Below are 19,786 nucleotides of genomic sequence, written 5' to 3'. Positions count from 1 at the left end.
ACCACGCTTGCCCATTCCTTTCCCATGGGACAGAGAAACGGATTTCATCGCAGCTCATTCTTCAGCTCAGAGCATGGTGATCTGATCTCTCTACCTTTGATGCCGCCTCCAGATCTGTTTTGGCGGCATCAGTGCATCCATCTAACTTGCAGCTTATTCGGTGACGGGCTGGGTTTCTTCCTTCGCCTTCTTACGGCGGTGCAGGGTCGACCACAGCGCGATAGCGATAATCGTTGCGATGAGTGCCAGATCCAGCTTCATCCACCAGGACAGCTGCGGCCGCCAACCACCGGGCTTCTCATCCTCGGTGATCGGGGCGGTATCCCGGATCGCTGTGACCAGCAGCCGGTCGGAGTTGATGCCGTAGGGCGTACAGGTAATGAGGACGAGCTTGTCCACACCCTCCTGGTAGGTGACCGCCTCATAGTCATCGGGTTTGACCACCTCCGAGCCGGTCATGCGGTAGCGCAGGGTCTCACCCAGCACGTTGATGTAGACGGGCTGTCCCTCCTCCAGCTTGCCGAGGTTATCGAACATACTGGCATTGACCATTCCGGTGTGTGCCGTGATCGCCGCGCTGTTGCCCTCCCCGCCGATGGGCAGGTCACTGCCGTACATGTGGCCGGCCCCGCGGTAGAGGACGTTATCGGTGGTGCCGTGGTAGACGGGCAGGTCCACCCCGATGTCCGGAATCCTGATGCGCGCCATAACCGAACTGCGTTCGGAGGGCAGGAGCTGGGACTTGTAGTCCCGGTACTCCGGATCCTCTGGATCCTCCCGGCGGTAGTGGTGCCCAGTGGCGTCAAGATGGTCGTTGTATTCCTCAGCTCTGCGCCAGAGATCGGCAAACACATCCGGAGAGTCAATCTTGCTCAGTTCCTCTTCGTACTTCCGCGCGATCTCACTGTTTTGGTAGTCGTTCCATAGCGTGGACACCACCGGATACAGCAGGATCAGCAGACTCACGATGAGCAGCAGGAGGGAAAGCAGGCGAGATTTTCTTCCTGGGTCCTGCTTTCTGTCCGCTTTCCTGCGGTTCTCCAGGCTGTGTAGTGCCACTTACTTCCTCCGGCTCCGGACGTAGAGTGCCAGTGCTCCCAGCGCCGCGATCAGTCCCAGGGCCAGGACCCCCACGAGGGTGGTCACACCGGTGGCGGGAAGCATGCCGATCAGATCGGATAACCGCATCGCGCCGTGCTTGTCGTTGGCGGTGGCCGTGATCTCGCGGCCGTCGATGATCACGGTGGCCTCAGCTGTTACCTCTGCGGCGTCCGCCTCGTAATGGAAAGATGCCTCAGGGTTAGCGAATGAGACCTCAAGGGAACAGGTTGCTTCACCATTCGCATCGAATGTGAGTGTGCAGCCTGAGACCTCCCCACTGCTGGGATCCACCGTGACGCCCGCCGGTAGGGTGAACAGACTGTTGTTCAGCGAGGGGTCGTAAATCTTGATGGTGTCTAGCTCCACGGCACCAATGTTCTTGACGGTGTAGTGGATAGTCATGCTGTCTTCCCCGGAGGGGAGGAGAGTGGTTTTCCCGATGCCATCCAGTGGGCCGTCAATGTGTTTGTCCACTTCAATTGCGGCGTAGGAGTTGGTGACGTTCAGGGTCTGGTCCGGAGTAGTGAGAGTTGAAACAGGACCAGCCACGAAAGAGGCCGTCGCATAGCCACCTCCGTAACCTCCGGTGGTCAATTCGTCTTCGTCCAGGGCCCAGGAAACTACCGGGCCAGCCTCATCGGTTCCCAGAGTCTCACGGATCAGGACGGAGGTGTCCTCAAGATGTTCATCGAGCACGGGAACATCCTCGATGGTGAACGTCCCTTCGTGACTAATGGTGGTCCCAGGTTCTGGTGTCCAGCTTTCACCCCCATCAAGGGAGTACTGGAACGAGAAATCCCTGTCCTCGAACGCTTCCCCTGCCACCGTTTTCGTTACGACAACATCGCGGGTGTCGATGTCATAGACATGGACGATGTTGACCGAATAGAATTCAGCATCTTCGGGGACAACGAACGTGAATGAGTGGTTCTTCCACTCGTCACCAACCGACTCAGCATCCACCTCAACTCGATCATCGCTACTGTCCACCGACTCAGGAGACATGACGGTGGGATCATCTCCCAGTGTCTCCCCTGAGACAACCACAGCGTTATCGACCGTGTCGAGGAAATACGTGTACGGAGTGCGCGTAGGGGTATCTCCGGTAGGCCTCAGCGCATCTTGATGTCCCAGACCTTCCTGCTCAGGATCTGCGACCACGGTGCAGACTGCACCGGGAGCAACCTGAATGGGCTCTGCCAGCCCGCCGGCGGCACCGGCCAGAGCAAGGCCGGTGGTGGGGTCGAAGAGGAAGCCGTCACCGACCTCGTCCTCGCCGTATACCAGACCAGTTTCCGCAAGCCCGGGCCAGCGATCCGCTTCGCAGACCATGTCGTAGGTGTATCCCCCGGTGTGCAGATCACGGCCGTTGCCTATCTTCGCGACGTCCACATTCAGGTCGATGAGGTCCCAGTGCTGGGCCATCACAGAAGCGGTGCCAAGAGGAAGATGAATAACCTCGCCGCTTGTGTTCAGATCCAGGACGTTAACTTCAAGCGCGGATACCGTGAATACCGCTCCGTGGTTTACTTCCTCCAGTGTCTGCCGGTTGATAATGACATTGGCCAGTGGAGCCAACACCTGAGTGAGGACAGGATTCAAGGTGCTGAGCAGCGGAGAAACCACCTGTGTCTGGAGATCCCCGAGCAGGCCGCCGAGTAGACCGGTGCCCTCAGCGAAGAGAAGACCCTCAATAATAGCTCCGACGCCACCCAACAAAGTGACGATCAGGGGAGCTGTCAGTCCGGCGATGACACCTTCCCGGTAGTAGTAGTCGTAGGGGGCGGCTTGGTACTGTGCCTCAGACGTCGCTCTTTGAACGGCAGGATTGAGCAGTCCACCCAACGTTGTTTTTAGGGTCACCGTGGTCAGGCCCGTACAGATCAGGGCACAGATTTCGATATCCACCGCGGTGGCGTAGAGGCCACCCTGTTTATTTTCTCCCCGCAGAATCCTGTCGAGTCGGGCATTGAGACCATTCGGCTCATCTTCCTTGCCGGCTGTCAGCAGATTTGTCACGGTGTCCGTGATCTGCGACAGTTCCTGGGCCGTCAGCAGAGACGTGTTGGGATCGAGCCCGCTGAGGTTTCCGCCATGAAGCTGTTTCAGGTCAACAAGAACTTCGCCGGTTGACAGATCGATGGAAACAAGCCCTGTGGAATCCTCCAACGGATCAGCAAGTAGCGCCTGAGTGATATCAGTCGTAGGAAGGGAAACGTTTGCTTCAACTTTCCCGAGTAGACCAAGCACGGGACCAAGAAGAGGAAGATTCCTCAACGAAGCAATAAGTCCTGTTGAGCCCAGCACACCATTGAGCGTGTTATCAACGCCGCCAAGGAGGATATTCAGAGTGCCCTGCAGGGTGGTGACAAGTGTGCCCACCACAGGAGCATCGACAACAACCTGTGCGTCTGCGATCTGGTAACCGCTGCAGATCCTACCGTCTTCTTCAGCGAGGACTGTCAGATCCCCGGCGAGATCCGCTGTACCCAGCCTGTTGTAGTCGAAAGACGTCAGGTTGGCATCACACGACACGGGAGGTTCCGAGCTGTTGGGTTTGGTCGCAACTGCGCTCACCGCACCCAGTTCCAGAGCAGCGGCACTGATGATGCTCTCAGGGATGAGATTACTGCCCTGGAGGTCCAGCAGGCTGAGCAGGTTGATCGAGGCATTTTTACCTGAGCCTGGTTGGGTGATCTCCAACCCACCGGAGTCACTGACGACACCAGCGGCACCGTGCGCAGCGGTGGCGGAAGGGGTGTGAGCATACTCGCGGAGGACACCGACGGATGCGTCGTTAAGAACCAACTCAAGCAAACCACCCTCTCCCACCAGCGGGAGGGAGATTGCTCCCAGGTTGAGGTAGATGAGTTCGAGTGCCTGAAGATCAATAGTCGAAGTGGTGGCAGTCTGATCGTTGTGTATAGCGGTTTCCCAGAGCTGATCCACACCGCGGAGTTCGGCGGCACTCAGTGCGCGGCCGTTTTGGCCAATGGTGAGAAATTCGTGGAGCAACCGAAGGTCCAGCAGCCCACCGTAGCTGTAGGCGTACGCATCATCCAGATGCGTGATCGGATCGTACGTACTCTCCTGCGCATTCGTCTCCACCGGCAGCACGACACCAGCCATCAGGAAAACACTGAGGGCTGTTGCAAGTGGGCGACGGAGTTTCTTCTTCATGTTTCTAAGCACGGCGACCTCGCAGGAAAAGAGTGATACCGATAATCGAAAGGAGAGTTCCCAGGGCGAGCATTCCTAGGACACTGGCACCGGTAGAAGCCAGAGGATTCCTGGGCTCAGGCTGCTCCGGAGAGCCGGGTGCTTCAGGGGTATCCGGGGTGGCAGCGGGCATAATCTCCGGAGTTTCGCCCACGGAACCGGGTGTCAGCAGGGTGCTGCTTCCTGAACTTCCCGAAGAGCCCGCCGGAATGGGAATGGGGACAGGGATGATCAGGCCGCTGGAATCAGCCACCGGCAGCACATGCTCATTGGAGACCACTGACTCCTCGCCATCCTCGGGGTAGCCGTCGGGGTAGAGGTGGCCGATGTTGAGTACCTGGCTGCCGCCCACCAGATCAGAGGATGCACGCACACCGAAGGTGAAACGCAGGATCACGTCGGCGTGCTCCTTGCGTTCCTGGGCGAGAAGCTCCAGCCCAGCCTGGGTGAAAGTGGCGGTGATGATGCTGTCGTCACGGGTCGTGACGTTGTAGTGTTCACCGGCGCTGAGCGGGACTGTACGGGATCCGATGCGTAGCTGCGCTGAGGATTTCCCCGTCAGGGTGACACCTGCCGGCAGGGCATCACGGAAGACGTAGCGGTGCAGCTGGCCGTTGGTGTCGGGTAGCGGAACAGTGCCGTCGAGGGTGTAACGGAACTTTGAACCCGGGGTGACTTTGCGGACATCAGCGGACTTCCGCAGGGCCAGCGGCTGGGTCTTGGGGTAGACGGTGACGTCATAAGAATCACCCTTGGGGATGGTCGCCGTGATCGGTGCAACGGTGGCACGCGCAACGTCGCCGGTACGCGTAGCCAGCTCCCGGATGGTGTAGGTGCCGGGGGTGAGGTCGCCGAAACGTACCGTGTCGCTGTCGCTGTACAGCGTGACCGGGGTAGTGAGGTTGCCGCCGGACAGCTCAAATTTGACGGGATGGGCTCCCGGGCTGTCCAGCGAGGTGGGAAGCTTCTTGATGGTCACCGAACCGAGCCGCTCTTGGGCAGCGGCGGGGACGGGTAAGGCCATGACCATGGCTGCGAGCATCATGGACAGCAGCCGTAACAGGGTTTTTCTTCCTGAGCTGCTGACAGAATTATCTGTGCCGGCAATCGTGTGGGCCCACGATGTAGATGCCCTTACGGTCATTTCCGCTCCTTTCTGTGCCGATAAATCCAAACCAAAAAAATGAGAACAACAAGAGCAGCGCTCAAGGCGAAGGCCAGGAGCATCCAGGGCTGCCAGATGAAGCTGGCATCCTGGGAGGGGAGGGGGACGTCGATAAGCCTTTCCCCGGTGACCAGAAGTCGGTGCGTGTTGATGCCGTAGGGCGTGCACGTGAGCAGCGTGAGCAGATCCTTGTCCGCGACCGTGCGTAGCGTTTCGGCTTCGTGCGGCAGCACCGTCTGGATCTGCGTGACGCGGTAGACGAGCGTCTCACCCAGCACGTCGACGGCCATGAGCTCGCCCTCGGTGACATCGACGAGGTTGTCGAACAGTGTCGCCGTGGTGATGCCGGTATGCCCGGTGATCACCGCGTGCGTCCCCGTCCCGCCCACCGGCAGCGATGTTCCGTAGAGATGACCTGCACCGTGCGCCAGCGTCTGCTCATCCGTGCCGTGGTGCACCGGCAGATCAATCTGGGCCGACGGCACCCGGATGCGCGCCATCACCGGGGTGATATTGAGTTCCTGCAGATAAGCCTGGTAGTCGGGGGTAGCGGTGTCAGCGTCGACGGTCCAGGGATCACCCGCGACCGGAATGCTTTTCGACGCATTCCACTCCCACGCCCGACCTCGTTCCGCATCCAGCTGCTCCGCATGCAGCTGCGCGATCTGTTCCGAGTACTCCTGGGCAGTGCGTGCCTGCTCCATGTTGTGCAGCTGGGTCGACACCACCGGTGCCAGCATGATGCCGATGCCGAGCAGCACGAGAAAAATGGGTGCCACAACATAGCGCAGCGTGTATCCGAGTCCTCTTCTTTTCGAAGAGGCAGGCTCGGGAGCCGGCAATGTATGAGCACCCATGTGTATGTTTCTTGTCTCGCGCGTGTTTGTCGTGTGACCAGCCGGGAAGGCTGGTCACACGAGCTGGTTCACGTGATTAACCGCGTGCGCGGTTTCCACGCAGAGCTGCGAAGCCACCTACGACTGCAACGAGCAGACCTCCGGCGATCATCGCCATGGTGCCCATGCCACCGGTGGCGGGCAGCTGGCCGTCGATGGTGTCGTCGAGGTTGATGACGTTGACGACCATGGCGTAGTCGTCATCGGTTTCTTCGGTGTAGCTAACCGACTGCGGCTCCGGGTTGAGGGTGTATCCCTCAGGGGCCACGGTCTCCACCACGCAGAGGGCTTCACCAATATCGGCGGTCGGGGTACCGCCGTTGACCCAGTCGAGTACCTGGACGCCGTAGAGGGTGGCCTGTCCGTTGGTCGTGACGAAGGTGTCGGTCACACTGTTCACATCGGTGGCACTGGTGGCCGCGGAAAGCGGCTCGCCGATAACCCTGAACCCGTCGCCGTCAGCCTGGCAGCGCCACAGCTCGAAAGCAGCGGTGCCACCGGTGATCAGCTCCTCCTCAACATCAACCTTGTTGATGGTCAGCTGGCCGAGACGGGTCTCGGTGCCGTCATCGGGGTTGTCCGGGTCGTCGGTGCTGTAGACCAGGCCGCCACCGAAGTCGATGGAGGCATGGTTTTCAATGACATCGTTCGCCGGGAGGGAGCCAACAGTGGTGTCGAATTCGACAATGATCTGAAGGTCTGGATTTGCTCCGCGGAGTGCCTGCAGAGCCGCCCGGTCGTTGGCACCGAACGAGACGGTCAGTTTGTTGCCGTCGTCCCCAGCTTCGACAATTGAACCGTCGTCCAGGGTGTAAGCAGCACGGTCGGCCTCGCTGGTGCCGGTGAAGATCCGCACATTGGTGGCGGCGGTGAGCTCGTCAGGCAGGTCATCCACGACGGCAAGTGCGGTCAGATCACCGGCGGGAAGGGGCGCGGAGATGGTGTAGGTGATCTCCTGCCCCAGAGTGGCACCCAGATCCTCGACATCCTTCTCGATGTTGATGTCGGCCTGGTTCTTGGGGTGGACAACCTGGTCGTAGTTCCAGACACCGGTGTCGGTGTCAGTGAATGGGAGGGTCACGAAGAAGGGGGCTGCAACGGTGTAGCCCGGCATGGGCTGTTCGGTGACGAGATAGACACCGACCCCGAAGTCCGGGGTGTCGGAGTCGATGGTGGCGACCCCAGAAGTGTCGGTGGGGACGGTGTCCACCTCCGTCAGGATGAGCCCCGACGTATCAGCAGCATTGAGGTCGGCCACAGCCTGCCACCCTGCGGTGGTGCTGAGATCGATGCCCTCGACCTTCTCGATCAGGAAGTTGAAGCCTTCGAGCCGCTCCAGGTTGTCCAGATCGGCGGGATCCGTGACCGGCAGGCCCTCGTACTTGTTGATGGTCAGGGACACGTCTGCGCCCAGATCGACGGTGGAGGCCTGGTTCGTGGAAATCTGTGCGGCGGCCATCGGCGCGAGAACGGGTGCTCCGGCAACAGAGAAGCCGAGTGCAAGGCTCAGGACAGCGGCACTGATCCGCTTATGGGTCTTCTTCATTTTTCCTCAAAAGGTGGGGGAGGCATGTGGGCCACGTTGATCGCATCAGCGGTCAGTTCATCAGCTTGCGGTGGTCCAGCCAAACAGTATTTATGCTTTTGACAAGCAAGAACGGATGGTAACAATGTTCACAAAAAGTAAAAATTGAGTTTAACCGCAGGCACTTCTCTAAAGCCGATTTAAATAGTCAACATTGTTCTGAGCTGTGAGAATGCTGTGTGTTCAATGGTTTGTGGGGGGGGGTAGTGGAAGGGGGTGGGGACTGTCGATCAGGGCCTCCTGCGCGGAACCGATTGCATTCGTCGAAGTGGCCGGAATGCGCAGGTAAGCTGAGTTTTTATGACAATTCACTCAGCATTAATTAACAAACTGGCATGGTTGGCTATTATAAAAATCTGTTAATTGCGGAAGAAACAATTGGCTGGGCATTGTGGGAGAACATTTGCCCTGCGGGGCGGCGGAAGGCTAATTGGCCGGCGATTTCCCAGGGCCTTGTCGGCGACGGCAGCCATTGACGGCGCTGCGAATCGTTTGACTTTCCTGGCGCTCATTCAATTACTTGAGGCGGCAATCAATTGTTAATTGGAGAAGCAATGGAGAGGTGTCTCAGCGCGTTATTCTCCGGCCTTTAAAGCCCCAGCCAACTCAGGTCTCCACCGATCGCGGTGTAGCCCACAAACGCCACGGCGTCGATGATGAAGTGGGCGATGACCAACGGCCAGATCCGTCCGGTCCGCCAGTAGAACCAGCCGTAGAGCAGTCCCATGAGGATGTTGCCGAAGCCGGCGGAGACCCCCTGGTAGAGGTGGTAGCTGCCGCGCAGCACGCTGGAGGCGGCCAGGGCGGCAGGTAGTCCCCAGCCCAGCTGCCGCAGGCGGGTGAGCAGGTACATCACCACGACAACTTCCTCGCCGAAGGCATTGGCCAGCGACCAGAGCAGCAGGACCGGGATCTCGGTCCAGGGGTGTTCCAGCGTGGTCGGGATGACCTCCCGCGACAGGCCAAGGTGGACGGCCGCGGCATAGAACACCAGGCCCGGTATGCCGATGATCGCGGCCAGCCCCGCACCCCATCCGAGATCGCGCAGGCCCGGTCGGCGAAGTCGGGCATCCCCCGCCAGCAGGAAGACGGCCAGGGCCCCGTAGGCGAAGAGTGTCGCGGCGGAGGCGAGCTGCAGGCCGAGGTCGATCCAGGGACTCTGGGAGAGCGTCTGGTTGAGGGTGACCTGCTGCTCCTCGAGGGGGCGTGAGTCGAGAAGGGCGTCGGTGAGCCGCAGCAGGGCCCGGATCCCGGAGATGCCGAAGGTGACGGCGATGACCAGCAGGATCTCGGTACGCAGGCGCCGAGTCAGGTGGGTCATTCGTGCAGTACCCCGGCGAGGGTGAGCAGTGCAGCGTCGTTGAGCGTGACTGAACCCAGGTGCACGCCGACGGGTTGTCGTCCGGGCACCTCCCAGGGCACGGATACTGCGGCACGGCCGGTCATGTTGAACAGGGATCCCCAGGGCGACCAGCGGGTCTGCTCAAGGAAGTTCTCTGCCGGGCGCATGTCTGCGAAATACCCGATGGGTGGGGGATCGGTGGTGGTCATCGGGGTGAGCAGGGCGTCCACACCCCAGTACTCGGCGAGGTGGGTGCCCAGGTGGTCGGCGTGTTTCTCTGCGGCGGCGATCCGGTCTTGGCTCAGGGAGCGGCCGTGAGCGCGCAGCCAGGCGACCAGGCCTTCCGCGGGGTCGGGTAACCCGGACAGCCGGGAGGTGAAGATCGTGGTGAAGGCCTCGAAGGTCTCCTCCGCTCCCGGGTAGGGGTGAACTTCGACGACCTCATGGCCGGCCTCCCGCAGCACATCGGCGGCCTCCGCCACGGCACGCAGATGGACCTCATCAACGGAGGCGCCGGTGAACAGCGGCTGGGTGAGCACGCCGATGCGGCGGCGGCCCGGCGCGGGGGAGAGGCGGTGGAGGAAGGCGGTGTCGGCAAGCGAGCGGGTGATGAAACCCTGCGCCGCCAGCCGGGGGGCGGTGGGCTTGAAACCGACGACTCCACAGGCGGCGGCCGGCACCCGGATGGAACCGCCACCATCGGAGGCGTGGGCGGCGGGCAGCAGTCCGCGGGCGACAAGCACGGCGGCCCCACCGGAGGAACCGGCGGGGGTGCGCCCCGGCCACAGCGGGTTCTCGGGGGCAGCCATCCCCGGGGGCTCGGTGTAGATCATGAGCCCGAGCTCGGCGGAGGCGGACTTACCGGGGATGATGGCACCGGCGTCGATAAGCGCCTGCGTGACGGTGTCGGAGGCCTCGGCATGGCGGGTGCGGTGGACGGAGCCGAAGGTGGTGGGCATCCCGCGGACATTCGAGAGGTCCTTGACGGGAATGAGTAGCCCGTGCAGCCGACCGCGCTGCGCGGTGGCCACCTTGTCGGCCCGTTCCGCGCGTTCGTGGGCCTGCTCAAGCGCGAGATGGGAGAAACCGTGCCCGTCCGCGCCGAGTCCGGTGAGGCGCTGCGCCAGTTCCTCGACCTGCTCCACCGCCGACACCTCACCGCGGCGCAGGCGGTCGGCGAGTTCACGCAGGGAAGTGGTCATGCGTTACAGAATACGACTGTCTAGGCTGGCAGTCATGACTGAACCCACTGTCACCGTCGCCTATCTCGGCCCCGCCGGTACCTTCACCGAAGCTGCGCTGCTGCGCTTCGCGGTTGCCGGGGCCTTCGGTCCGGAGGAAGTGACGCAGCTGCCGGTCAGCTCCCCGCGGGAGGCGCTCGATGCGGTGCGTGAGGGGCGCGCGCAGTTCGCCTGCGTGGCCATCGAGAACTCCGTGGACGGCGCGGTGACCTCCACTTTCGACGCACTGGTCGAGGGCGGTGGCGTGCAGATCTACCACGAGCTGGAGATCGAGATCGCCTTCTCCATCATGGTGCGCCCCGGTGTGCAGCTGTCGGACGTGAAGACCTTCGCCACCCACCCCGTCGCCCACCAGCAGGTGCGCAGGTGGCTGGCCGCGAACATCCCCGATGCCCGGTTCGTCCCCGCCTCCTCGAACGCCGCGGCAGCCGAGGCCGTCGCCGAGGGGCGTGCCGACGCCGCCGCCGCTCCCGATCGCGCCGCTGTGCTCTTCGGCCTGGATGTGCTGGAGAAGGGCGTGGCCGACATGGCCGGTGCGCGGACCCGCTTCGTCGTCGTCGGCCCGCGCGGTGTGCCCACCCCGCGCACCGGTGCGGACCAGACCACCGTCGTGTTCACCCTGCCCAACGAACCGGGCACCCTCGTCGGTGCGCTCACCGAGTTCTCACTGCGCGGGGTGGACCTCAGCCGCATCGAATCGCGGCCGACGCGCCGGAAGTTCGGCACCTACCACTTCTATGCCGACCTGGTGGGCCACATCGACGACCTCCCGCTCGCTGAGGCGCTGCGGGCCCTGTGGCTGCGCGCCGAGGACATCACCTACCTCGGTTCCTGGCCCACCCCGGGCCGCGACGGCCGGGAGGATGCCCTGCAGGCCGACCTCGACCGCCTGCAGCGCGCCTCGGACTGGGTGGCCGCCGTACGTGAAGGAAAGGATCTCTGACACCGCCATGACCGGAAGACTCATCCTGCTGCGCCACGGGCAGACGTACAGCAACGTCGCCCGGAGGCTGGACACCCGCCCGCCGGGTGCAGAACTCACCGACACCGGACGTAACCAGGCCTGGAACGTCGGTGAGGAACTCGTCGAGTTCTGCGGCGCCGGCAACGGCTCCGCCGGTCGGTTGGGCGCGGTGATCAGCTCCGTCGCGTTGCGTGCCCAGCAGACCGCCCTGCTGGCGATGAATGCCTTCGAGCAGAGCGCCGGGCTGGAGGAGTTCTCGATGCGCATTGATGTCCTGCCCGGCATTCACGAGATCTACGCCGGTGAACATGAGATGCTGGCCGATGATGATTCCCACCGTTCCTACGCCACGGCCCTGCGCGGCTGGCTCGACGGGGATGATTCCGCCCTGATTCCGGGCGGGGAGACCTACCTCGAGCTGATGGGCCGCTATCAGCCGGTGATGGAGGAGCTGGTGCTCGCCCACCTGGCCGATGGCGCCAGCCGGGACGTCCTCATGGTCAGCCATGGCGCGGCGATCCGCACGATGGCCACCCATGCGGCAGCGGTGGACCCGGACTTCGCCTTCGCCGGCTACCTGGGCAACTGCCGTTTCATCGTCCTGGAACCGGGGGACCGCCCCTTCGGCCAGTGGAAGCTGGTGCGCTGGGCCGACGTCGATCATCAGATCTGAGCCGGTTCCCTGGGTACGCCGGGCGCCGGGAACTGTCACACGGGGTCAGCGGGAGGCGGGTGTTTTCCGCAGGGCGCTTGTCTGTGAGGTCTTCATCCCGTGTGACATTTCCGGGTGCCCACGCCCAGGGGCAGACCGGACGTCGGGCATTGGCCGGCAGCACGGTGACCACCTGAAGTTCCCCCGGGACTCAATCATCCGGGCATCAGACCTAACCCCAGCCGAGGCGGTGCAGCGTCTCCTCATCGATGCCGAAATAGTGACCCACTTCGTGGAAGACGGTCACCATGACCTCCTCAGCGAGCTGCTCCTCGGTATGGCAGTGGGACTCGAGGGCACCCTTGAAGATGGAGATGGTGTCCGGCAGAAAACCGGTGTGGTCGAAGGTGCGGTCGGTCATCGCGACCCCCTCGTAGAGGCCGAGGGTCCACGGGCTCTCCTCGTGGAAGTCGCGCACCAGGACGACGACGTTGGTCATGCGGCGGGCGAATTCCTCGGGGATGCGGTCGAGGGCGTCGTCGACCATCTCGTCGAAACGTTCGTCACTGACTTCCACCACGAAGCTACATTCTCCTGTCTATTCTGCGGTTTCGCGCAGCGGGTTACGTTCCGGTTGCTCAGCCGGGGGCTGGCCGTTGATGGTGAAACCGTCCCGGCTGTCGCGGGCGGTGCCGTTGAGGGTGGCGAAACCCCCCTCCTCGTCTGCGAAGACCAGGGAGCAGTTCACGGAACGGGAACCACCCACCCAGGAGGCCTCCTGCAGGGTGCCCCAGTAGGGCTGCAGGGTGGACTGGTAGAGGTTCTCCTCCTCGCCGAGATAGTCGATGGCGGCGTCGGTGCACACGTCCCGCAGGTGGTTGTCCTGGTCCTCGACACTCGGGACGCCCTCCGGGAAAACGGGCGCCAGATCGACGACGAGGGTGGTCTCCAGGTTGTGGTCTTCGGCGCAGTCGACGGTGCGCAGCGAACGGGACTCGTCGACGGACAGGCAGGTCCCCGGCTGGGCAACCACCGCCTGGTCCTGATCGGCTGCGGCGCCGGCGGTGAGCATCGGGATGCCGCCCATGTCGGTGGCCTGGAGGCCGCACAGCATCGTGCGGTCACCGGCGGCCCAGGCCTCGGCGGGCGGCAGGATCGGGGCGATGGAATAGCGGCCCACCGGGTCGAACTGCCCGCCCAGGTAGCGCAGGGTCGGGTTGAGGCACAGCTCCTCGCGCAGCTGCGCCTGGCGGGTCAGGTCGGGGATGGGGGCGTTCCCGCCGAATTCGGAGGAGGGATAGGTGGCCAGGTTCTCCCGGGCGGAGACCTCGAAGCGGTGCTCCCCGGAGCAGTCAGTCTGCTGGAAGCCGCTCACTGTGCCGTCGGCTGCGATGTCCCAGGTCAGACAGGAACCAGCGTCGGCGGTGGTGAAGGGGGCGACCCCCGAGGAGGTCTCCCCATTGCCCGGCGCGGCCGACCCCGTCGCCGTGGAACCGTCGGTGGTGGAACCGCCGTTCGTGGCCGTGGAGAAATAGCCGTAGGAGCCGACAGCGACGGCGGCGGCCAGCGCGGCCACCAGGCCGGTGCGCACGGCTGCCGCTGAGCGGGCGGTACGAGTCGTCATAGTCTTCCCATTGTGCACCTGCCCGCGGCGGAAAATCTACTCCGCCGTCCGCGTGACACGGGCGTTCAGCCGGTAGCGGTCGGTGCGGTAGACCGAGGAGCACCACTCCACGGGCAGTTCCCCGGAACAGGAGAGCCGCACGATGCGGAGCAGGGCGGTGCCGGGCGCGACGTCGAGAAGCACGGCGATCTCCTCGTCGGCATTGACGGCGGTGACCACCTGGTCGGCCTCGGTGACGGGCACACGGTAGTTCTCGTCGAGGATGGTGTAGACGGAGTTGTAGACGTCGTTCTCCAGCAGGTCGGGCACGTGTTCGGCGTTGTACCAGGCATCATCGATGGAATAGGGCTCGCCGTCCCCGAGGCGCAGGCGCCGCAGGTGGGTGTGCGGGGTACCCGGTCCGCCGCCGAAGAACTGCCGCACCTCCTCCGGGGCGGGGGAACGCCCGGAGAGCAGGATCTTCGAGCTCGCCGTGACATTCTGGGCCGCCATCTCGGAGCTGAAGGAGGCCAGGTGCAGGCGGGAGACCAGCGGGTTGGGGGCCACGAAGGTGCCCTTGCCCCGGGCCCGCCGCAGGCGGCCGGCGGCCACGAGATCACCGATCGCCCGGCGGACGGTGATACGGGAGACACCGTAGGTCTCCTCCAGCACGCGTTCGCCGGGCAGGAGGTCACCGGGGTGGAGCCGGGTGTCGCACAGTTCCTCGAGGATCGCGCGGAGCTGGGCGTGTTTCGGTGTCGGCCCGTCCATGATCTCCCGGGCGGGCAACTGGAGATGACGCGGTCCCCGCGTTGCTGCAGCCATGGTTCCATCCTAGACCGCTGGTTATGACCAGTCTCACGAATCGCGCTCTCCCCGCTGCCGGGGAACAGGTGCGCAGGTAGCAGCACGGAGCGCGGGGCCGCGCGGTAGGCTCATATGCGTGATTGATCTCAAATTCCTCCGCGAGAACCCCGATGTCGTCCGTGCCTCACAGATCAACCGTGGGGAGGACCCTGAGCTGGTCGACCAGCTGATCGCCGCCGACGAGTCCCGTCGCGCATCGATCCAGGCCGCGGACACCCTGCGCGGCGAACAGAAGAGCTTCGGCAAGAAGATCGGTCAGGCCGCCCCGGAGGACCGCCCCGCCCTGCTGGAGGGCTCCAACGAGCTCAAGGCCAAGGTGAAGGAGGCCGAGGAGGCCCAGAAGGCCGCCGAGGAGAAGGTCACCGAACTCCAGTACCGCATCTCCAACATCGTGGAGGGCGCCCCGGCCGGCGGCGAGGAGGACTTCGTCGTTCTCGAGCACGTCGGCGAGCCCACGAAATTCGACTTCGAGCCGAAGGACCACCTCGAGCTGGGCACCAGCCTCGGCCTGATCGACATGGAGCGCGGCACCAAGGTCGGCGGCTCCCGCTTCTACTACCTCACCGGTGACGGCGCCTTCCTGCAGCTGGGCATGATGATGCTCGCCGCCCAGAAGGCCCGCGAAGCAGGCTTCCAGCTGATGATCCCCCCGGTGCTCGTGCGCCCCGAGATCATGCAGGGCACCGGCTTCCTCGGCGAGCACTCCGACGAGATCTACTACCTCGAGCGCGACGACCTCTACCTGGTCGGTACCTCCGAGGTCGCCCTGGCCGGCTACCACAAGGACGAGATCATCGACCTGTCCAACGGCCCGGTCCGCTACACCGGCTGGTCCTCCTGCTTCCGCCGCGAGGCCGGCTCCTACGGCAAGGACACCCGCGGCATCCTGCGCGTCCACCAGTTCGACAAGCTGGAGATGTTCGTCTACTGCCGCCCCGAGGAGGCGCAGGAGCAGCACCAGGCGCTGCTGAACATGGAACGCGACATGCTCGCCGCCGTCGAGGTGCCCTACCGCATCATCGACGTCGCCGGTGGCGACCTCGGTTCCTCCGCCGCCCGGAAATTCGACACCGAGGCGTGGGTCCCCACCCAGGGCACCTGGCGCGAGCTGACCTCCACCTCCAACTGCACCACCTTCCAGGGCCGCCGCCTGAACACCCGCTACCGCGACGCCGACGGCAAGACCCAGACCGCCGCCACCCTCAACGGCACCCTGGCCACCACCCGCTGGCTGGTCGCCATCCTGGAGAACCACCAGCAGGCCGACGGCTCCGTCGTAGTGCCGGAGGCCCTGCGCCCGTTCGTGGGCAAGGACATCATCGAGCCCGGGAAATAATGATGGCGGCACAGCGGAAGTTCGAGAAGCGCGCCGGGGTCTTCTATGTGCCCGCCGGTCTGCCGGAGGTGCCCGACCACCCCACGGAGGCGAGGGAGCCGGTCTACAACGGCATCATCATCCGCCTGCTCAAGGCACTGCTGAAGGCCCAGGGCATCCGGGTCACTGTCTTCGGTGCGGAGAACATCCCGCTCACCGGCGGCGCGCTGCTGGCCATGAACCACACCGGTTACTACGACTTCATCTTCGGTGAGGTCGCCGCCCACCTGCGGGGCAAGCGCCTGGTCCGGTTCATGGCGAAGAAGGAGATCTTCGACACGCCTGTCGCCGGACCCCTCATGCGCGCGATGAAGCACGTGTCCGTGGACCGTTCCAGCGGGGCGGCCTCCCGCGAGGAGGCGGAGGCGCATCTGCACGACGGGCAGCTGGTGGGGATCTTCCCGGAGGCGACGATCTCCCGTTCCTTCGAACTCAAGGAGTTCAAGAACGGCGCGGTCCGCATCGCGGCGGATGCCAATGTCCCGCTGATCCCCATGGTCACCTGGGGTTCGCAGCGCATCTGGACCAAAGACCACCCCAAACGCCTGGGACGGACCAACACTCCGGTGTTCATCCGCGTCGGCGAGCCCGTCGACACCGGTGGCACACCGGAGGAGGCGATCGAACGTCTCCGGGATGCCATGCAGGACCTGCTCGACCTCGTCCGCGAGGACTACCAGCGTGCCTACGGTCCCTTCCCGGCCGGCGCGTACTGGCTGCCCGCCGCCGTGGGCGGCACCGCCCCGACGCTTATCGACGCCGCCGGGATCGACCAGCAGGAACGCGCCGCCCGCGCCGCGAAGAAAGAGAAGAAGGCCGCGGCGAAGCTGGACAAACGGGCCGACGCGGCGCTCGGCAACGCACGAACCTTCATCGACAGGGTGAAGGAAAAATTCAGGAGGTAACAACCACCACCATGGACATTCTCGGGCCGGCACCGAAACTGGTGGCCAGCGACATCGACGGCACCCTGCTCAACTCACAGGAACGGGTCGTGCCCCGGGTCCGCGCCGCCGTCATCCGTGCCGTCGAGTCCGGAACCGAGGTGGCCCTGGCCACGGGACGACCGCACCGGTGGATCTTCCCGGTCCTGGAGCAGCTGCCCATCCGCCCGGTGTGCGTCACCGCCAACGGCGCGGTGCTCTACGACTCCGCCAACGATAAAATCCTGCGCTCCCACGCCCTGCAGCCGGCGACGATGACCGAGGTCCTGGCGATCGCGCAGGAGGCCTTCGCTGACGTGGGTGGGGTGGCCATCGGCTGCGAACGCGTCGGTGTCTCCGCCTTCGACCCGGAGGAGGAGATGTTCGTCATCTCCCCGGACTACCTCCACACCTGGCACGCCCAGGGCTACAGCATCCTCCCCGAGGACGAGGTCATGTCCGAACCGGCCGTGAAGATGCTGCTGCGCAACGAATTCCTCAACGCCCCCGAGATGTACGAACTGCTCGCCCCCCACATCGATCCGGAGGTGGCGCACCTGACCTTCTCCATGAACGAGGGCCTGCTCGAGGTCGCCGCCCCCGGTGTGACCAAGGCACTGGGTGTGTCCACGTTGGCTGAGCTGCATGAGATCGACCAGGCGGACGTCATCGCTTTCGGGGACATGCCCAATGACATCGAGATGCTCCGCTGGGCGGGCACCGGCGTGGCCATGGGCAACGCCCGTGACTCCGTCAAGGACGCCGCCGATCTGACCACCGCCACCAACGAGGAGGCCGGCGTGGCGCAGGTGCTGGAGCACTGGTTCTGAGCTGATTCTGTTCACTGGGGTGACGGGAGCGCTGACTGGCCTCCACGGAAACCGACGCGGCAGCGAGACCGGTGACCACGGCGCTGCCCAGAAGGTAGATGATTCCGGGGCTGCTGAACTCAAAGCCGGTGAACATCAGCAGGGCAGCGGCAAGCAGCAGCACCGTTGTCGCACCCCAGAGCAGGTTCCGCAGTGGCGTAGCGGGGTCAGTCAATTCACCCCGGGCCCGCCCGGCGACCCAGATCCACAGTGCGACGAAGGTGGCCGCCTGCGCCGCACAGACAAGGAACATGGCGAGCGCCAGTGCGAAGCTCGCACCGATATTCGTGTCCCAGCTGTCGCGGGCCATCACGGTTGTCACGATGAACGCCAGCAGGCCGCCCCTCCAGCACCAGGTTGCGATGGAGCGGAGCGTTCCCGGAAGGCTGTCCACGGCCTGAGCCTATCCCCCGAGCCGGGAATATGATGCTGATCGTACGGGCGCACCACCCGCCCCGTGGCAGACTTGAGGCATGACGGCTTCCTCCCCGAAACAGTATGTGGCGGCGATTGACCAGGGCACGACGTCGACGCGTTGCGTCATCGTCGGCCACGACGGTCAGGTGGTCTCCTCCGCCCAGTTCGAGCACGAGCAGATCATGCCGCAGCAGGGCTGGGTGGAGCATGATCCGCTGGAGATCTGGGACAACACCCGCCGGGCGGTGTCGAAGGCGATGGTGGACATTGACGTCTCCCCGGCGAACATCACGGCCCTGGGGGTGACCAACCAGCGGGAGACCGCCGTGGTCTGGGAGAAGGCCACCGGCCGACCCCTCCACAACGCCATTGTCTGGCAGGACACCCGAACCGCAGGTATCGCCGGCACTGACCCGGCGCGCTGGTTGGAGCGCACCGGGCTGCTGGCCAACTCCTATCCGGCGGGTCCGAAGATCGCATGGATCCTGGACCATGTCCCCGGCGCCCGGCAGCGGGCGGAGGCCGGGGAGCTGCTCGCCGGCACCATCGACACGTGGTTGCTGTGGAATCTCACTGGCGGGGCGCGGGGCGATGAGGGACGTCCGGCGGTGCATGCGACCGACGTGACCAATGCCTCCCGCACCCTGCTCATGGATCTGCGCACCCGCCGGTGGGATCCGGAGCTGTGCGGGGAGATCGGGGTGCCGGTGCAGGTGCTCCCGGAGATCCGGCCCTCGGTGAGTGAGTTCGGCCGGGTGCGTAGCCGCGGCACGCTGGCCGGGGTTCCGGTCACCGGGGTGTTGGGGGATCAGCAGTCCGCGATGTTCGGGCAGGGCTGCTTCGAGGTCGGCGACGCGAAGAACACCTACGGGACGGGTCTGTTCCTGCTGCTCAACACCGGCACCACCCCGCAGTTCAGTACCCACGGCCTGCTATCGACGGTGCTCTATGAGATCGAGGGTCAGGAGCCGGTCTACGCCCTGGAGGGCTCGGTCGCGGTGGGTGGTTCGCTCATCCAGTGGCTGCGGGACCAGCTGGGGATCATCCGCTCCGCGCGCGAGGTGGAGGAGATCGCGGCGAAGGACAACGGCGGGGTGTTCATCGTGCCGGCCTTCTCCGGGCTCTTCGCCCCGCGGTGGCGGCCCGACGCCCGCGGGGTGATTGTCGGGCTGACGCGTTTCGCGGACCGCAGCCACATCGCGCGTGCGGCGCTGGAGGCGACCGCGCTGCAGACGCGGGAGGTCGTGGAGGCGATGGCCGCGGATTCGGGCATCCGTCCCACGAGCCTGCGGGTCGACGGCGGCATGACGGCCAATGACCTGCTCATGCAGCTGCAGGCCGATCTGCTCGGCGCGGAGGTCGTCCGCCCCGGAAACATTGAGACCACCGCCCTCGGCGCGGCTTTCGCTGCCGGGGTGGGCGGTGGTTTCTGGTCCTCGCTTGCCGACGTCCGCGGCCTCCAGACCGCGGACCGTTCCTGGTCCCCCCAGTGGTCGGACCAGCAGCGCGAGGCGCTGGTCGCCGACTGGGACCGGGCGGTGGAGCGGTCCCTGGACTGGGCGTGAGC

17 protein-coding genes are annotated in these 19,786 nt (G+C 64.4%); 6 read left to right on the top strand and 11 right to left on the bottom strand.

What is annotated here, in order from left to right:
* Positions 1 to 153: 153 nt before the first annotated feature.
* The 7 genes from EAH68_RS03845 to EAH68_RS03815 all read right to left on the bottom strand — a co-directional run bounded on the left by EAH68_RS03845 (position 154) and on the right by EAH68_RS03815 (position 10,510).
* A complete protein-coding gene (locus EAH68_RS03845) occupies positions 154 to 966 on the bottom strand; it encodes a class C sortase (protein WP_241228278.1) in 813 nt (270 codons plus the stop codon).
* A 93-nt stretch (positions 967 to 1,059) separates the two neighbouring features.
* Complete coding sequence (locus tag EAH68_RS03840; protein ID WP_126120006.1) at positions 1,060 to 4,281, bottom strand: choice-of-anchor G family protein; 3,222 nt, start codon at positions 4,279 to 4,281, stop codon at positions 1,060 to 1,062.
* 4 nt (positions 4,282 to 4,285) lie between these two features.
* A complete protein-coding gene (locus EAH68_RS03835; RefSeq protein ID WP_164546388.1) occupies positions 4,286 to 5,365 on the bottom strand; it encodes an isopeptide-forming domain-containing fimbrial protein in 1,080 nt (359 codons plus the stop codon).
* Positions 5,366 to 5,460: 95 nt separating this feature from the next.
* On the bottom strand, positions 5,461 to 6,246 hold the full coding sequence (locus EAH68_RS03830) for a class C sortase (RefSeq protein WP_241228277.1): 786 nt from the start codon (positions 6,244 to 6,246) through the stop codon (positions 5,461 to 5,463).
* A gap of 172 nt (positions 6,247 to 6,418) precedes the next feature.
* On the bottom strand, positions 6,419 to 7,927 hold the full coding sequence (locus tag EAH68_RS03825) for a SpaH/EbpB family LPXTG-anchored major pilin (RefSeq protein ID WP_126120004.1): 1,509 nt from the start codon (positions 7,925 to 7,927) through the stop codon (positions 6,419 to 6,421).
* Positions 7,928 to 8,555: 628 nt separating this feature from the next.
* The gene (locus tag EAH68_RS03820; RefSeq protein ID WP_126120003.1) at positions 8,556 to 9,287 is read right to left on the bottom strand and encodes a CPBP family intramembrane glutamic endopeptidase; all 732 of its coding nucleotides are present in this window, start codon (positions 9,285 to 9,287) and stop codon (positions 8,556 to 8,558) included.
* Positions 9,284 to 10,510, bottom strand: coding sequence for an amidase (locus EAH68_RS03815; protein ID WP_126120002.1), 1,227 nt, complete (start codon positions 10,508 to 10,510; stop codon positions 9,284 to 9,286). Before EAH68_RS03815 ends, EAH68_RS03820 begins: the two co-directional genes overlap by 4 nt.
* A 34-nt stretch (positions 10,511 to 10,544) precedes the next feature.
* Between EAH68_RS03815 and pheA the strand changes: the two genes are divergently transcribed.
* Positions 10,545 to 11,492: a prephenate dehydratase gene (gene pheA / locus EAH68_RS03810; protein ID WP_126120001.1), complete on the top strand. Its 948-nt coding sequence runs from the start codon at positions 10,545 to 10,547 to the stop codon at positions 11,490 to 11,492.
* Between the two features lie 7 nt (positions 11,493 to 11,499).
* Entirely contained in the window at positions 11,500 to 12,186 is a 687-nt protein-coding gene (locus tag EAH68_RS03805) for a histidine phosphatase family protein (RefSeq protein WP_126120000.1), read from the top strand.
* A gap of 211 nt (positions 12,187 to 12,397) precedes the next feature.
* Here the strand turns inward: EAH68_RS03805 and EAH68_RS03800 are convergent, their stop codons facing one another.
* From EAH68_RS03800 to EAH68_RS03790, 3 genes are read right to left on the bottom strand one after another with little or no spacing between them, the layout of a single operon-like run.
* Positions 12,398 to 12,745, bottom strand: a complete 348-nt coding sequence (locus EAH68_RS03800; RefSeq protein ID WP_126119999.1) for a metallopeptidase family protein — start codon at positions 12,743 to 12,745, stop codon at positions 12,398 to 12,400.
* Positions 12,746 to 12,763: 18 nt separating this feature from the next.
* A complete protein-coding gene (locus EAH68_RS03795) occupies positions 12,764 to 13,789 on the bottom strand; it encodes a septum formation family protein (RefSeq protein ID WP_126119998.1) in 1,026 nt (341 codons plus the stop codon).
* Positions 13,790 to 13,825: 36 nt separating this feature from the next.
* Positions 13,826 to 14,593: a GntR family transcriptional regulator gene (locus tag EAH68_RS03790; RefSeq protein WP_126119997.1), complete on the bottom strand. Its 768-nt coding sequence runs from the start codon at positions 14,591 to 14,593 to the stop codon at positions 13,826 to 13,828.
* 118 nt (positions 14,594 to 14,711) lie between these two features.
* On the opposite strand from EAH68_RS03790, the gene serS reads away from it, so the two are divergent.
* The 3 genes from serS to EAH68_RS03775 are packed head-to-tail and all read left to right on the top strand — an operon-like array spanning position 14,712 to position 17,763.
* Positions 14,712 to 15,971, top strand: coding sequence for a serine--tRNA ligase (gene serS, locus EAH68_RS03785; RefSeq protein ID WP_126119996.1), 1,260 nt, complete (start codon positions 14,712 to 14,714; stop codon positions 15,969 to 15,971).
* Positions 15,972 to 15,973: 2 nt separating this feature from the next.
* Positions 15,974 to 16,915: a lysophospholipid acyltransferase family protein gene (locus tag EAH68_RS03780; protein ID WP_126119995.1), complete on the top strand. Its 942-nt coding sequence runs from the start codon at positions 15,974 to 15,976 to the stop codon at positions 16,913 to 16,915.
* A gap of 11 nt (positions 16,916 to 16,926) precedes the next feature.
* Positions 16,927 to 17,763: an HAD family hydrolase gene (locus EAH68_RS03775; protein WP_126119994.1), complete on the top strand. Its 837-nt coding sequence runs from the start codon at positions 16,927 to 16,929 to the stop codon at positions 17,761 to 17,763.
* On the opposite strand, the gene EAH68_RS03770 is transcribed toward EAH68_RS03775, so the two are convergent.
* Positions 17,687 to 18,196, bottom strand: a complete 510-nt coding sequence (locus EAH68_RS03770; RefSeq protein WP_126119993.1) for a hypothetical protein — start codon at positions 18,194 to 18,196, stop codon at positions 17,687 to 17,689. The two genes, EAH68_RS03775 and EAH68_RS03770, sit on opposite strands and share 77 nt — an antisense overlap.
* A gap of 79 nt (positions 18,197 to 18,275) precedes the next feature.
* Between EAH68_RS03770 and glpK the strand changes: the two genes are divergently transcribed.
* Positions 18,276 to 19,784, top strand: coding sequence for a glycerol kinase GlpK (gene glpK / locus EAH68_RS03765; RefSeq protein WP_126119992.1), 1,509 nt, complete (start codon positions 18,276 to 18,278; stop codon positions 19,782 to 19,784).
* The last annotated feature ends 2 nt before the right edge of the window (positions 19,785 to 19,786 follow it).

The sequence above is a fragment of the Corynebacterium hylobatis genome (genome assembly GCF_003955685.1).
Lineage (GTDB): Bacteria > Actinomycetota > Actinomycetes > Mycobacteriales > Mycobacteriaceae > Corynebacterium > Corynebacterium hylobatis.
This window is presented reverse-complemented; position numbering and strand designations above follow the sequence as displayed.

Bases quoted from the DNA above. Each gene is read 5' to 3' on its own strand.
- EAH68_RS03795 (WP_126119998.1), bottom strand. From the start codon at position 13,789: ATGACGACTCGTACCGCCCGCTCAGCGGCAGCCGTGCGCACCGGCCTG.
- EAH68_RS03820 (WP_126120003.1), bottom strand. From the start codon at position 9,287: ATGACCCACCTGACTCGGCGCCTGCGTACCGAGATCCTGCTGGTCATC.
- glpK (WP_126119992.1), top strand. From the start codon at position 18,276: ATGACGGCTTCCTCCCCGAAACAGTATGTGGCGGCGATTGACCAGGGC.
- pheA (WP_126120001.1), top strand. From the start codon at position 10,545: ATGACTGAACCCACTGTCACCGTCGCCTATCTCGGCCCCGCCGGTACC.
- EAH68_RS03805 (WP_126120000.1), top strand. From the start codon at position 11,500: ATGACCGGAAGACTCATCCTGCTGCGCCACGGGCAGACGTACAGCAAC.
- EAH68_RS03790 (WP_126119997.1), bottom strand. From the start codon at position 14,593: ATGGCTGCAGCAACGCGGGGACCGCGTCATCTCCAGTTGCCCGCCCGG.
- EAH68_RS03825 (WP_126120004.1), bottom strand. From the start codon at position 7,927: ATGAAGAAGACCCATAAGCGGATCAGTGCCGCTGTCCTGAGCCTTGCA.
- EAH68_RS03840 (WP_126120006.1), bottom strand. From the start codon at position 4,281: ATGAAGAAGAAACTCCGTCGCCCACTTGCAACAGCCCTCAGTGTTTTC.
- EAH68_RS03780 (WP_126119995.1), top strand. From the start codon at position 15,974: ATGGCGGCACAGCGGAAGTTCGAGAAGCGCGCCGGGGTCTTCTATGTG.
- EAH68_RS03835 (WP_164546388.1), bottom strand. From the start codon at position 5,365: ATGATGCTCGCAGCCATGGTCATGGCCTTACCCGTCCCCGCCGCTGCC.
- EAH68_RS03815 (WP_126120002.1), bottom strand. From the start codon at position 10,510: ATGACCACTTCCCTGCGTGAACTCGCCGACCGCCTGCGCCGCGGTGAG.
- EAH68_RS03775 (WP_126119994.1), top strand. From the start codon at position 16,927: ATGGACATTCTCGGGCCGGCACCGAAACTGGTGGCCAGCGACATCGAC.